Annotated in this window: 10 protein-coding genes and 1 pseudogene; 5 read left to right on the top strand and 6 right to left on the bottom strand. The window is 76.4% G+C overall.

Going from position 1 to position 13,646, the window contains the following annotated elements; genetic code table 11:
- Positions 1–2 precede the first annotated feature (2 nt).
- Positions 3–245: pseudogene (locus ACZ6CZ_RS28325) on the top strand (SGNH/GDSL hydrolase family protein); the annotation flags it as partial.
- Between the two features lie 72 nt (positions 246–317).
- On the opposite strand, the gene ACZ6CZ_RS28320 reads toward ACZ6CZ_RS28325, so the two are convergent.
- From ACZ6CZ_RS28320 to ACZ6CZ_RS28300, 5 genes are all read right to left on the bottom strand, one after another.
- Entirely contained in the window at positions 318–1,187 is an 870-nt protein-coding gene (locus tag ACZ6CZ_RS28320) for a 5-oxoprolinase subunit C family protein (RefSeq protein WP_469026681.1), read from the bottom strand.
- Positions 1,184–1,801 (bottom strand): 5-oxoprolinase subunit B family protein, encoded by a 618-nt coding sequence (locus tag ACZ6CZ_RS28315; RefSeq protein ID WP_469026679.1) that lies wholly within the window; start codon positions 1,799–1,801, stop codon positions 1,184–1,186. The genes ACZ6CZ_RS28320 and ACZ6CZ_RS28315 overlap by 4 nt, the downstream gene beginning before the upstream one ends.
- Positions 1,798–2,556, bottom strand: coding sequence for a LamB/YcsF family protein (locus ACZ6CZ_RS28310; protein WP_469026676.1), 759 nt, complete (start codon positions 2,554–2,556; stop codon positions 1,798–1,800). The genes ACZ6CZ_RS28315 and ACZ6CZ_RS28310 overlap by 4 nt, the downstream gene beginning before the upstream one ends.
- Positions 2,557–2,666: 110 nt before the next feature.
- The gene (locus tag ACZ6CZ_RS28305) at positions 2,667–3,506 is read right to left on the bottom strand and encodes a putative hydro-lyase (RefSeq protein ID WP_469026674.1); all 840 of its coding nucleotides are present in this window, start codon (positions 3,504–3,506) and stop codon (positions 2,667–2,669) included.
- Positions 3,503–4,822: an MFS transporter gene (locus tag ACZ6CZ_RS28300; RefSeq protein ID WP_469026672.1), complete on the bottom strand. Its 1,320-nt coding sequence runs from the start codon at positions 4,820–4,822 to the stop codon at positions 3,503–3,505. The genes ACZ6CZ_RS28305 and ACZ6CZ_RS28300 overlap by 4 nt, the downstream gene beginning before the upstream one ends.
- A gap of 142 nt (positions 4,823–4,964) precedes the next feature.
- Between ACZ6CZ_RS28300 and ACZ6CZ_RS28295 the strand changes: the two genes are divergently transcribed.
- The 4 genes from ACZ6CZ_RS28295 (at position 4,965) to ACZ6CZ_RS28280 (ending at position 13,025) form a co-directional block, all read left to right on the top strand.
- A complete protein-coding gene (locus ACZ6CZ_RS28295) occupies positions 4,965–5,672 on the top strand; it encodes a GntR family transcriptional regulator (protein ID WP_469026669.1) in 708 nt (235 codons plus the stop codon).
- Positions 5,673–5,763: 91 nt separating this feature from the next.
- On the top strand, positions 5,764–7,290 hold the full coding sequence (locus tag ACZ6CZ_RS28290; RefSeq protein ID WP_469026667.1) for a hypothetical protein: 1,527 nt from the start codon (positions 5,764–5,766) through the stop codon (positions 7,288–7,290).
- Positions 7,291–7,348: 58 nt separating this feature from the next.
- Positions 7,349–8,227: a hypothetical protein gene (locus ACZ6CZ_RS28285; protein WP_469026665.1), complete on the top strand. Its 879-nt coding sequence runs from the start codon at positions 7,349–7,351 to the stop codon at positions 8,225–8,227.
- A gap of 142 nt (positions 8,228–8,369) precedes the next feature.
- The gene (locus ACZ6CZ_RS28280) at positions 8,370–13,025 is read left to right on the top strand and encodes a hypothetical protein (RefSeq protein ID WP_469026662.1); all 4,656 of its coding nucleotides are present in this window, start codon (positions 8,370–8,372) and stop codon (positions 13,023–13,025) included.
- A gap of 6 nt (positions 13,026–13,031) precedes the next feature.
- On the opposite strand, the gene ACZ6CZ_RS28275 is transcribed toward ACZ6CZ_RS28280, so the two are convergent.
- Positions 13,032–13,562 carry a hypothetical protein gene (locus tag ACZ6CZ_RS28275; RefSeq protein WP_469026659.1) on the bottom strand — a complete coding sequence of 177 codons (531 nt, stop codon included), beginning with the start codon at positions 13,560–13,562 and terminating at the stop codon, positions 13,032–13,034.
- Positions 13,563–13,646: the final 84 nt, after the last annotated feature.

Raw genomic sequence — 13,646 nt, 5'->3', positions numbered from 1 at the left:
CCTCGCCCGAGCCGGAGTTCCCCCCGCCCACCGCCGCGGCGAGCCGGTGCCGGCCGGCCACCGTCGGCACCGGCTGGGTGGCCCGGCGGTGCTCCGACCCGCTGCCGCAGCTGCTGCGGCCGGCCGCCGACGGGATGCGGCACCGCGCCCGGGGCAGCAGCGCCCGCCTCGACCTGTGCGCCTCCACCGCGGTGTCGGCGGCACTGGCCGCCGTGTCCGCGGCGGAGCGGGCGGGCGCCCCCTGAGGCCGGGCTCTCACCGCCACCGGGGCGGCGCGCGCCGGGGTGACGGCCGGCGGCGGTGTCCGGTGCCGGGGGTCAGCGGCGGCGGACGGGGACGAAGCGCACCTCGGTGCCCGGCAGGGCCTGCGCGGCCGCGGGGAGGTCGTCCGCCCGGACCACCGCGATCACCGGGTAGCCGCCGGTGGTCGGGTGGTCGGCCAGGAAGACCACCGGGCGGCCGTCCGGCGGGACCTGCACCGCCCCCAGCACCATGCCCTCGCTGGGCAGTTCCCCGGCCCGGGCCCGCTCCAGGGCGGGCCCCTCGGTGCGCAGCCCGATGCGGTTGCTCGCCGAGGACACCCGGTAGGTCCGGCCGGTGAACTCCCGCACGGCCTGCGGCGTGAACCAGTCCGCGCGCGGCCCCGGCGTCACCCGCAGCACGAGCCCGTCCGGCGGACCGGGCTGCGGGGTGCCGTCCACGCGCGCGGGAGGCCCGGCCGGGGCCCCCAGGGGCAGCACCGTGCCGTTCCTGAGCGGCGGCGGCCCGAGGCCGGACAGCAGATCCGTGGCCCGGCTGCCCAGCACCGGCTCCACCTGGACGCCCCCGGAGACGGCCACGTACGCGCGTACGCCGCGGACGGCCGGCCCCACCTCCAGCACCTGCCCGGCCGGCACCACGACCGGGGCGCCCCAGGCGGCCGGGCGGCCGCCCACGCCGACCGGGCACGGCGCACCGCCGACCGCCACCGTCACCGTGCAGCGCGCCCGTACCGCACAGCCGTCGAGGGTGGTCTCCAGCACGGCCGCGTCCGGCGGATTGCCGGCCAGCCGGTTGACCAGCGCCGCCGCCGGCGCGTCGAGCGCCCCCGAGCGCGGCACCCCGAGATGCGCGTACCCGGGTCGCCCCCGGTCCTGCACGGTGGTCAGCGCCCCGGCCCGTACGACGACCAGCGCCCGGTCGCTCATGCGTCCCCCACCGGCACGAAGCGCACGCGTGCCCCCGGCGTCAGCAGCGCGGCCGGCACGCGCGCGTGGTCCCACAGCACCGCGTCCGTCGTCCCGATCAGCTGCCAGCCGCCCGGCGAGGACCGCGGGTACACGCCCGTGTACGGCCCCGCCAGGCCCACGGCGCCCGCCGGGACGGCCGTCCGCGGGGTCGCCCGGCGCGGCACGTGGTGACGGGCCGCCAGCCCGGTGAGGTAGCCGAACCCGGGGGCGAACCCGCAGAAGGCGACCGTGAACTCGGTCGCCGCGTGGATACGGCCCACCTCGCGCTCCGGTACGTCCCAGTGCGCGGCGACCTCCGCGAGGTCCGGACCGTCGTAGCGGACGGGGAGTTCCACCAGCTCGCGCGCGGGCGGGGGAGTGGGCGGCACCCGGGCGGCGGTCAGTTCGCGGGCCCAGCCGGCGGGGTCGTCCAGTCCGTCGAGCAGGACCGTACGGGCCGCCGGGACGATCTCGGCGGCCCGCAGCGTGCCCTCGGAGCGGCGCCGCAGCAGCTCCGCGTGCAGCGCCTGGGCCTCGGCGACCGACGCCACCTCGACGAGCAGCGCCCGGTCACCCACCGGCAGCGCCCTCATGCGAAGGCCTCCACCGTCACGCCCGCCGCCTCCAGCCGCTGCCGTACCCGGCGGGCCAGCTCGACCGCGCCGGGCGTGTCGCCGTGCAGGCACAGCGAGCGGGCGCGCACCTCGATCCGCGCGCCGGAGTGCGCCGTGACCGCACCGGAGCGTGCGAGGTCCAGCGAGCGCTCCACGACCTCTCCCGGATCGCTCACCACGGCGCCCGGCAGGCCGCGCGGCACCAGCGTGCCCTCGTCGGTGTACGCCCGGTCCGCGAACGCCTCCGTGACGGCCGGCAGCCCCGCCTGCCCGGCCAGCTCGAGCAGACGCGACCCGGGCAGCCCCAGCACGGGCAGCGACGCGTCCGCCAGGCGCACGCCGTCGATCACCGCCCGGGCCTGCTCCGCGTCGTGCACGACCCGGTTGTAGAGCGCGCCGTGCGGCTTCACGTACGCCACGCGTGCGCCCGCCGCCCGGGCGAACACCTCGAGGGCGCCGATCTGGTAGGCCATCTCGGCCGCCAGCTCGTCGGGCGGCACGTCCATCGCGCGCCGCCCGAACCCGGCGAGGTCCCGGTAGGAGACCTGGGCGCCGATCCGCACCCCGCGCGCGGCGGCCAGGTCGCACACCCGGCGCATGGTGACCGCGTCCCCGGCGTGGAAGCCGCAGGCCACGTTGGCGCTGGTGACGACGGACAGCAGCTGTTCGTCGTCGGTCAGCCGCCACCGGCCGAAGCCCTCGCCGAGGTCGGCGTTCAGATCGATCGCGGTCATCTTTCCGTCTTTCCGTCGTGCGTCCGTGGTGCCCGTCCGTGCCGCCGAGGTGCCGTGCGGCCCGCTCCCCGGGTACCCGTGTTCGTGCCGCGCCGCCGTCTGCCGCGCCGTCAGCCGCCCAAGGCGATGCGGTACTGCTCGTCCCGCGCGTCGGTGAGGAACATCTGGCCCGGGGCGTGGGTGATGGCGAAGGGCGGCCGGGACGCCATCACCGCCGCCTGCGGGGTCACCCCGCAGGCCCAGAACACCGGGATGTCGTCCGGCCCGGCGTCCACCGGGTCGCCGAAGTCCGGCCGGGCGAGATCGCCGATGCCCAGCGCCGCGGGGTCGCCGCAGTGCACGGGGCCGCCGTGCACCGCCGGGAGCAGACTGCTCTCCCGGATGGCGGCCGCCAGGTGCTCCGGCGGCACCGGGCGCATGGACACCACCATCGGCCCGCGCAGCCTGCCCGCCGGCCGGCAGGGACGGCCGGTGACGTACATCGGCACGTTGCGGCCCTGGTCGACGTGGGCGATCGGTACGCCCGCCGCGGCCAGCGCCCACTCGAAGGTGAAGCTGCACCCGATGAGGAACGACACCAGGTCGTCCCGCCAGTGCGCGCGCACGTCCGTCGGCTCCTCGACCAGTTCACCGTCCCGCCAGAGCCGGTAGCGCGGCAGGTCGGTGCGCAGGTCCGCGCCCTCGGCGAGGACGGTGGTGACCGCGCCGGCGTCCGTGACGTCGAGCACCGGGCAGGGCTTGGGGTTGCGCTGGCAGAAGAGCAGCATGTCGTACGCCCAGTCGGCCGGCACCGAGATCAGGTTGGCCTGCGTGTGGCCGGCCGCGACCCCGGCCGTGGGCCCGGCGAGTCCCTCGCGGAAACGGGCCCGGGCGGCTTCCGGGCTCCACGCGTGCGCGTGCTCGTCGACGGCGGCCAGCGGGCGGTCACCGGTCCGGTCCGCCCCGGTCACGTCAGCTCCTTCCCGCGCGTCTCCGGCAGCCCGAGCAGTGCCAGCGCCGCGAGCGCGTACCCGGCCGCCCCGAAGACCAGCGCGCCGCCCACGCCCCAGCTGTCGGCCAGGAAGCCCACCAGGGTCGGGAAGACGGCGCCCACCGCGCGGCCGGTGTTGTAGGTGAAGCCCTGCCCGGTGCCGCGGACCGCCGTCGGGTACAGCTCGCTCAGGTAGGAACCGAAGCCGCTGAAGATCGCCGACATGCAGAAGCCGAGGGGGAAGCCGAGCACCAGCAGCAGGGTGTCCGCCCCCTGCGGGATGTTGGCGTACGCCACGACGCACACCGCCGACAGCAGCGCGAACAGCCAGATGGTGCGGCGCCGGCCGAGCCGGTCGGTGAGGTGGCCGCCGGTGAGGTAGCCGAGGAAGGCGCCCGAGATCAGGGCGGTCAGATAGCCGCCGGTGCCCACGACCGACAGCCCGCGCCCGGTCTTCAGGTACGTCGGCACCCAGGTGGCCAGTGTGTAGTAGCCGCCCTGCACACCGGTGGACAGCAGACCCGCGAAGACCGTCGTCCGCAGCAGGCCCGGGTCGCCGGCCGTGCCGGGCCGGAAGATCGCCGTGAACGAGCCGCGCCGCGGGCCGTGTTCCCGGACGGCCGCGGCCTGCGGGGCGTCGTGCACCCGGCGGCGCAGCCACACCACGAGGAGCGCGGGCAGTGCGCCGGTCCAGAACATCACGCGCCAGGCCAGGGCATCGCCGGCGAAGGAGAAGACCAGCGTGTAGACGACGACCGCCAGTCCCCAGCCGACCGCCCAGGAACTCTGCACCGCGCCGAGCGTGCGCCCCCGGTGCCGAGCGCTCGCGTACTCGGCGACGAGGACCGCGCCGACCGCCCACTCGCCGCCGAAGCCGATCCCCTGGAGGGCGCGGAAGACCAGCAGCGCCTCGTAGGTGGGCGCGAATCCGCACGCCACGGTGAAGACGGCGTAGGTGAGCACGGTCGCCATCAGGGCGCGGACCCGTCCGACGCGGTCCGCGACGACGCCCGCCGCCGCGCCGCCGAGCGCCGAGGCCACCAGGGTGACGGTGGTGAACAGGCCGGTCTGTCCGCTGTCCAGCCCGAAGTACGCGGACAGCGCCACCATGCTCAGCGGCAGCGTGAAGTAGTCGTAGGAATCGAGGGCGTAGCCGCCGAACGCCCCGGCGAACGCGCGGCGGCCGTCCGGCCCGAGGGCGCGCAGCCAGCCGAACGCGCCGGCGTCGACGGGGGACCGGCCGCCGTCCGGCCGGATGTCGGGGGTCAGGGACCGCGGTGGCGGAGTCGTGCTCAAGGGCACCTCGCAGATGAGGGGTGGAGGGTGCGGGAGACGAGCCGTGCGGAATCGGTACCGTGCGCAGCACCGTAGAGGATCGTTCAACGATCCTTCAATACCCTCGTTGTCCCGTCCTCGGCTCTGCGGTTGAATTCCGGGCATGGCAGAGCAGCTGACGGGACTGGCCGACGACCGCGCCCTCCTCGGGCGCACCAGCACCGCCGAACGGGTCTCCGACATCCTCAGAAGCCGGATCGCCGAGGGGTACTTCCCGCCGGGCACCCGCCTGTCCGAGGACGGCATCGGCGGCGCGCTCGGCGTCTCCCGCAACACCCTGCGCGAGGCGTTCCGGCTGCTCACCCACGAGCGCCTGCTGGTCCACGAGCTGAACCGGGGCGTCTTCGTCCGGGTGCTGACCGTGGAGGACGTCGAGGACATCTACCGCACCCGGGCCCTCGTCGAGTGCGCCGTCGTCCGGGGCCTCGGGGAGCCGCCGTACGCGCTCCACGCGCTCGCCTCCGCCGTCACCGAGGGACAGGTGGCATCGGCCGGGAACGACTGGAACGCGCTGGGTACGGCCAATATCCACTTCCACCGGGAACTGGTCGCCCTGGCGGGCAGCGAGCGCACCGACGAGCTGATGCGCAGCGTCTTCGCCGAGCTGCGCCTCGCCTTCCACGTCGTCGACGACCCGCGGCGGCTGCACGCGCCCTACCTGGCCCGCAACCGCCAGATCCTCCAGGCCCTCGAGGCCGGGGACCGGCGGGAGGCGGAGAGGGTGCTCGGCGCCTACCTCGCCGACTCGCTGGAGCAGGTCGTGGAGGTGTACCGGCGACGGGTCGGGGAGGACGGCGCCGAGGCCGGGTAGGCCCCGCACGGCGCCGTTCGCGGCCGCCGCGGCGACCGTCGCTTCTGCGCCGTTTCGGTCGTTGTCAGACGGAGGACCTACGCTGTGCACCGTGACTTCGCCTGCATCGACGGACCGTGTTCCGCCCCAGCTCAGCGCGGGGCCGCGCCCCGCGCCGGGCCCGGCCGCCGACGAGGGACTGGCGCGGCGGCTGCGCGCGCTCGCCTGCACCGCGCCGCTGCACGACCTCGACGCCCGCAAGGCGAACCTCGCGGGCGAGTACTCGGTGTACGGCATGGCCGAGGTGGCCCTGTCCGCCATCGACCTGGTCACCCTGAACATGGACTTCGACACGGGCGCCGACCACGAGCAGATCGTGGCCCGCCTCGTCCCGCGCATCGCCGCCCAGGCTCCGCACCGGCCCGCCGCCGAGCACGAGCGGGTGGCCCGCTGGGTCCTGGAGAACCTGATCAACGTCGGCAGCGTCGACCGCGGCTTCCGCGCGGTGTACGGCACGTTCGCGCCCGACGGCACCTACGTCCGCCGCGACTACGACTTCAAGCTGATCGAGGAGGTCCCCGGCCCCGGCGGCACCGTCTACCTGCGCACCACCGACGAGGCGGTCAACGTCCTGGTCGGCGCTCTCGACACCGACGTCACCAGCGCCCAGATCGCCGCCGAGGTCAAGCTGGAGGTGCTGATCAACCGCGGCCGCCTCGCCGACGCCCAGCTCGCCGCGGAGCAGGCCCGCTACCGCACCGTGCAGTACTCGGAGACCCTGCGCCGCGCCCTGGAGGCGACCCGGCGCAACGTCCGCGCCGTGGACTGGCTCAACGCCGTGCCCGACATGATCGCCGAGGCCCTGGACCACGTGGCCGACCGCTACCGCCACGAGAACGCCATCCTCACCAACATCCGCAAGGCCCGCGACGAGACCGAGGAGCCCGAGCACAAGCGCCGCGCCGCCGAACTCGTCGACATCGTCAAGGACTGCATCCGGCGCCACACCCAGCTCCAGTCCCGGCTGCTGGAGGCCGGCCCGCTCTTCCGCGCCGAGCAGGACCGGCAGGCCTTCGCCACGCCCATGACGACCTCCGGCACGGACCTGTACGGTCACCTCGTCGCCCCCCTGCTGCCGCTGCCCGTGGAGCAGGCGGTCCGGGTCACGGACGCGTTCTTCGCGCGCGGCACGGGCCTGCGCACCCCGGTGTCCGTCCGCGTCACCGACCTGGTGGACCTCCTGCTGACGCCGCCGGTGGAGCGGGAGCACCTGGGCGCCGAGATGCCCGAACCGGATCTGATCGCCACCCCGGACGACAGCCGGTTCAGCGAGGAGCAGCTGGCCGCCGCCATGGAGCTGCTCGCGCTGCCGGCGGACGCCCCCCGCCGGCTGTCGGGACTGCTGGCCGAGGCGCGGCGGCAGGACCCCGAACTGCCCTACCTGGTGGCGCTGCTGGCGGTGCACGCGGCCAGTCCGCCGGTGGGCACCGCCTACCGGCAGGGCGAGGAGAAGCTGCTGTTCGCCGTGGACGACGGAACCGAGCTGGACGACCCGGAGTTCGGCGGCGCCGACCTGATCGTGGGCACCGCCCTGCTCGACGCCGCCGGGATGGCGGCGGACCGGACGGAAGCGGCATGAGCGGTATGAGCGGCATGAGCCGCATGAGTGGACGACGAAGCGACGAGGAGCCGAAGCCGTGACCGAGCACGCCGACCGGAGTGAGCCCGAGCCCGCCGCCGCGCCGGCCGGTTCCGCCGTCACCCCCGCCGACGCCGCCGACGCGGCGCGGCTCGTGGCGTTCGGGCTGCAGCCCAGACTCCAGCCCGCGCGCGACCAGGAGTACACCGACCTGCTGCGCCGCTACCGCGAGGACCCGCCCTTCGCGCGCCTCGCCGACGCCGTGGCCACCGGGCTCGGACTGGTGGTCCTGGAGGTGTCCCCGCGCGCGGGGATGGCCGTCACGGCCGCGGAGGACTCGGTGTTCGCCGTCCGCATGGGCGACTACGCGCGTCGCACCTCCGCCGACTCCGGCGACCGGTTCCTGCACGGGCTGGCCCATCTCGCCGTCGCCGCGCTGGCCTTCCCCCGCCCGGAGGACCTCGCCGACGACGGCTACATCGGCCGCGTCTCCGTCAACGGCGTCGACGCCTTCGTCCGGCAGGCCTGCCGCCGGCTGGAGGAACGCGCCGAGGCGCAGGGCGAGAACACCGACCCGGCCACCGACGCGCCCGGCCTGGAGGCCGCCTGGCGGATCTGGGCCAGACGCAGCGCGACCGGCGCCACCAAGGACGCCCGCCGGCTGGCCGGTTCCACCACCGGCATCGTCGGCAAGGCGGTCGCCTTCCTCACCGACTCCGGCTTCCTCCAGCGCACCGGCGACGAGAGCGGCGGCACCTACCGCACGACCGCCCGCTACCAGCTCCAGGTGCGCGACCTGGCCGGCAGCGCCGCGCTCGCCGAACTGCTGGAGCTGGGCGTCGTCCCGGTCACCGACGGCACGGCCAGCCTGCTGCCCCCCGAGGAGAGCGACGACCTGGAGCTGGTGGCCGACGCGGGGCTGCCGTTCCACTCCTGACGCCCCGCGCCCGCCCCCCGTCCCGCCCGCGCACCCCGCAGCCGCCACGAGCCCCCGGGGCCGGCGAGGCCCCCGTGCCTCCCGGCCGCCGAAGCCCCGGCGCCGACGTCCCTGACCTGCACGAGACCTACGAGAGTCCGCCATGTACGAGCTGTCCCGCATCCGCCTCTACTCGATCGGGCCCGCCGGTGCGCGCTACGCCGACACCGTGCTGGACCTGCGGGGCGTGGGCGAGCCCGTGCCCGACCCCGCGCCCGCGCAGGCGGAGTTCTTCGAGGAGGAGCCCGTCGGCCCGCCGCGCCGGCCCGCGCCCGCCGGTGTGCTCTTCCTGGAGAACGGCGGCGGCAAGTCCGTCCTGCTCAAGCTGATCTTCTCGGTGATGCTGCCCGGCCACCGCAACACCCTCGGCGGCGCCAGCTCCGGCGTGCTGCGCAAGTTCCTGCTCGCCGACGACTGCGGGCACGTGGCCCTGGAGTGGCAGCACGTGCAGACCGGCGAGTGCGTGGTCGTGGGCAAGGCCAGCGAATGGCGCGGACGCCAGGTCTCCAGCGACCCGCGCAAGTTCGCCGAGGCCTGGTACTCCTTCCGGCCCGGCCCCGGACTGAGCCTGGACAACCTGCCCGTCGCCGAGTCCACCGCCGTACGGCCGTCCGCGGAGGGCACCTCGGGCGCCCAGGGCCGGCGCCGCACCATGAAGGGCTTCCGCGACGCCCTCACCGAGGCGGGCAAGGCCTACCCGCACCTGGAGGTGCACTGGGAGGAGACCCACGACCGGTGGATCGAGCACCTCGGTGACCTCGGCCTCGACCCCGAACTCTTCCGCTACCAGCGGGAGATGAACGCCGACGAGGGCGAGGCCGCCGGTCTCTTCGCGGTGAAGAAGGACTCCGACTTCACCGACCTGCTGCTGCGCGCGGTCACCGACACCCGGGACACCGACGGGCTCGCCGACCTGGTCAGCGGCTTCGGCAACAAGCTGGGCCGCCGCGCCGAACTGATCGCCGAACGCGACTTCACCGCCGGCTCCGCCGAACTGCTCGGCCGGATCGTCGAGGCGGCCGGGGCACGCGCGCGGGCCCGCGACATCCACACCGGTGCCGAGCGCCGCACCCGCACCCTGGCCCGCCGGCTGTCCGCGCGCGCGGTGCGCGAGCGGGCCCGGGCCGGCGACCTCGCCCAGCGGGTCACCGCCGCCGCCCACACCGTCACGCAGTCCGAGGGCGCCCGGGAGCGCAGCGCCCTGATCGCCGCCGAACTCGCCTACCGCCACGCCTCGCTGGCCCTCGCCGCGGCCGAGAAGTCCGCCGCCGCGCAGAAGCGCGAACTGGCCGACGCCCGCACGCTGCACGCCGCCTGGCAGGCCGCCGAGGCGGTGCTGCGTCACCGCGCCGCCGCCGACCGCACCGCCCGGGTGTCCGCCGCCATCCAGGAGGCCGAGCGCGACGCCGCCCCCGCCCTCGCCGCCCGCGCCAGGGCGGCCGTGGACCTCGTACGGGCACTGCACGCGGCCGCCGAACGGGCCGAGGCGCTCGCCAACGAGGAGGAGGCACGCTCGGCCGCCCTTCAGGAGGTCAGCGACTGCGCCCACCGGGACTCCACCTCCGCCGCGACCGAGGCGCAGCGCGCCCGCAGCGAGGTGGGCCACCTGCGCCAGCGGCTCGGCGAGGTCGAGCAGGAGACCGCCGAGGCGGTGCGCGCGGGCTGGCTCGACGACAGCGCGCCCGACGCCGACCCGGCCCGCGCCGCCCTCGCGGCCAGCGATGCCGAGAAGACCGCCGTGGCCGCCTGGGACGAGGCCCGCGAGGCCGCCCGCCGGGCCACGGAGCACGCGCGTGAGGCGGCCTCCGCCGAGTCCCGCGCGGAGCTGACGGCGGCCCGCGCGGCCGACGCGGCGACGGCGGCGGAACGGGCGTACGACGCGGAGCTGCGGCTCGCCGAGGCGCTCGCCCGCGAAGAGCGGCTCGCCGAGCTGCTCAGCCTGCCGGGAGCCGCCGGCCGGCGTCGGCCCGGCGTGCCCGGACCCCGCTCGGGCACCAATACGGCGGCCCCGGCGACGGAGCCGGGCCCCGGCACCGCGGCCGCCGGCGCCCTGCTCGGCCCGGAGGACCTCGACCGCTTCGCGGAGGAGCTGCGCGAACTCCTCGACGGCACCGTGTCCGCCGCCGAGCGGCACCTGTTCGACCTGCGCACCGCCGCCGCCGACGACGCCCGCATCCTGGGCGCGCTCGGCGACGGGGGACTGCTGCCGCCCGGCCCGGACGTGCTGGCCACCGTCGAGTACCTCGGCGAGCACGGCATCCCCGCGCTGCCCGGCTGGCGCTACCTCGCCCAGGCCGTCGACCCCGCCGACCACGCGCGCGTGCTCGCCGCCCGCCCCGAGCTGGTCGACGGCGTGATCATCACCGACCCCGACACCCACGCCCGGGCCCGGGACGCGCTCACCGACGCGGCCCTGCTGCCGCGCTCCGCCGTGGCCGTCGGCACGGCCGCCGCGCTCCTCGCCCCCACCCCGGCCGCCGGCGCCGCCCCCGGGGACGTGTTCCTCGTCCCGCCGAACCCGGCCATGCACGACGAGCACGCCGCCGACGAGGAACGCCAGGCGCTGCGCGCACGGGCCACCGAGCGCGACGAGGAGATCCGCGCCCTCGCCGCCCGGCTCGGCAAGGACCGCGAACTGGTCGCGCGGCTCGCCTCCTGGCGCACCGGCTGCCCCACCGGACGGCTCGCCGAACTGGCCCGGGCGGCGCGGGAGGCACGCGCGTTCGCCGAGGAGGCGGAGGCCGAGCTGGCCGAAGCCCGCACCGTGCGCGCCGAGGCCGACGAGGCCGCCGCCGAGACGGCCGCGATCCGCGACGAGCGGCAGGAGAGCGCGCAGCGGGCCCGGCGCACCGCCGACGCCCTCGCCGGACTCGCCCACCGGCTGCGCGAACGGGCCGGCTGGCAGGCCAGGCTCCGCGAACTCGCCGACGAGGCCGCCGAGTCGGAAGCCCGCGCCCAGGCCTGCCTGGACCGCGCCCGCGCCGCCGACGAGGACCGCCGCGCCGCCCAGCGCGCCGCCGACGACACCCGCCGCACCGCCCGCGCGCTGCGCGCCGAGCGCTCGGAGATCGCGGGCGCCCCCGACGACCTGCCCGAGGCGGACACCGACGCGCCCCGGACCTCCCTGCCCGCCCTGCGCGAGGCCTACCGGGCCGCCTCCCAGCTGTACGAGAAGGTCGGCGTCGGCGCCGACCTGCGCGCCGAGCAGGCCCGCGCGGAGAGCGACGAGAGCGCCGCCCGCGCCGACCTGGACCGGCTGAGCAACAAGGTCCGCACCCGCGCCGAAGCACTGCTGCAGTCACCCGACGGCTCCGACGGGCCCTCCCGGCAGGCCGCCGCCGCACGCGCCGAGGAACTGGTGCAGCTGCTGGAGACCCGGATGTCGACCGCCAGCGAGCACCTCGGGCGCCTGCGCGGCGAGGCCGAGCGGCACGCCCCCGAGGACGGCACGGCCCACACCGAGCTGCCCGCGGAACTCGTCCCGGGCGACGCCGGGCACGCGCAGGCGCTGCTGCGCACGGCGACCACCGAACTCGCCGCCCGCACCGAGGCGCTGGCCGGGGCACGGCAGGCGCACGCCGAGCTGCTGGACGCCCACCGCGCCGCCGAGGACGCGGCCGGCGGCTTCGACGAGATCGCGGCCATGCTTCGTGACCTGCTGCGCGACCACCCGGCCGACGAGGAAACCGAGGAGCCGGAGCCGTACCCCGGCAGCCTGGAGGAGGCCCGGCAGTCCGCCGCCGAGGCCCGCCGCTCGCTGCGCGGCTGCGCCGCCGACCTGTCCGCCGCCGAGTCGGCCGTCCGCGAGGCGAGCGACGTCCTCGTACGGCACGCCAACTCCACGCGCTACGAGCAGGTCCGCACCCCCGCCCGGCAGCAGATCCGCGAACTGCCCGCCGCCGCGCTGCCCGAGCACGCCCAGAAGTGGGCCGACGCCTTCGCGCCCCGGCTGCGCGTCCTCACCGACGAGCTGGCCCAGCTGGAACGCAACCGGGACTCGATCGTGGACCGGCTGCGCGGGCTCACCGAGTCCGCCCTCGCCACCCTGCGCGCCGCCCAGCGGCTCTCCCGCCTGCCCGAAGGGCTCGGCGAGTGGTCCGGCCAGGAGTTCCTGCGGATCCGCTTCGAGGAGCCCGACCAGGCCACGCTGACCGAGCGGCTGGGCGAGGTCGTCGACGAGGCGACCCGGGCCGCGCTGCGCAAGAACTCCGACCTGCGCCGCGACGGCATGTCGCTGCTGCTGCGCGGGGTGGCGGCGGCACTGCACCCCAAGGGCGTCGCCGTGGAGATCCTCAAGCCCGACGCCGTCCTGCGCGCCGAGCGGGTGCCCGTCGGGCAGATGGGCGACGTGTTCTCCGGCGGCCAGCTGCTCACCGCGGCCATCGCGCTGTACTGCACCATGGCCGCGCTGCGCTCCAACGACCGGGGCCACGACCGGCACCGGCACGCGGGCACGCTGTTCCTGGACAACCCGATCGGCCGCGCGAACGCCACCTACCTGCTCGAACTCCAGCGGGCCGTCTCGGACGCGCTGGGCGTGCAACTGCTCTACACGACCGGCCTGTTCGACACGACCGCGCTCGCCGAGTTCCCGCTCGTCATCCGGCTGCGCAACGACGCCGACCTGAGGGCCGGTCTGAAGTACATCAGCGTGGAGGAACACCTGCGCCCGGGGCTGCCCCAGCAGGCTCCGGCCGGCGAGGGCGAAGCGGTGCACAGCGAGATCACGGCGACCCGGATGTACCGGCGCCCGGCCTGATCCGGGTCAGGGATGCGACAGCTGTCCGGCGCCGCCCCGCCTGCGTATCCGCTCCTGCTCCCGCAGGGCGGACCGCTCCTGGCGCCGGGCGGCACGCCGCTCGCGGCGCAGCGCACGGGCCGTGCTGCTCGGCACGGACACCACGCCGTGCCGCTGGTTCCACACCTGGCGGGTCACCCAGACGTCCACGACGGCCCAGGTGGCCACCACGGTGCCGGCCACGCTGCCGATGACCATCGGGAACGCCGCCCAGGACCCGGCCATCGTGCACAGGAAGGCCACCATCGCCAGGATCAGGGTCACGGCGACGACGAGCACCGCCCGCACCGCCGCCGTCCGCACCGGATCGGGCAGCCGGCGGCGCCGCGCGGGCTCCTCGATCCACAACGGCCGGTTCACGGACTGCCGCTGCACGCCTGCCACCTCCTCCTCCTGTCCCCGCGGAATGCCGGGATCCCGCGCCTGCCCTGTCCGCGACGCCCCCGGGCGCGCCGCCGCACCGTGCTTCGGCGCCCCGCGCCGCTCCGCCGTGCCCATCACCGTGTCACTCCCCACCGCCCGCAGACCGCTCGCCCCGGTGCCCGAAGACCCGGCTCCCCAGTGGCTGCCCGGCTTGCGCTG

The organism is Streptomyces sp. NPDC041135 (genome assembly GCF_055592085.1).
The sequence above is the reverse complement of the archived record's forward strand: the minus strand, read 5'-3'. Positions and strand labels throughout refer to the sequence as shown.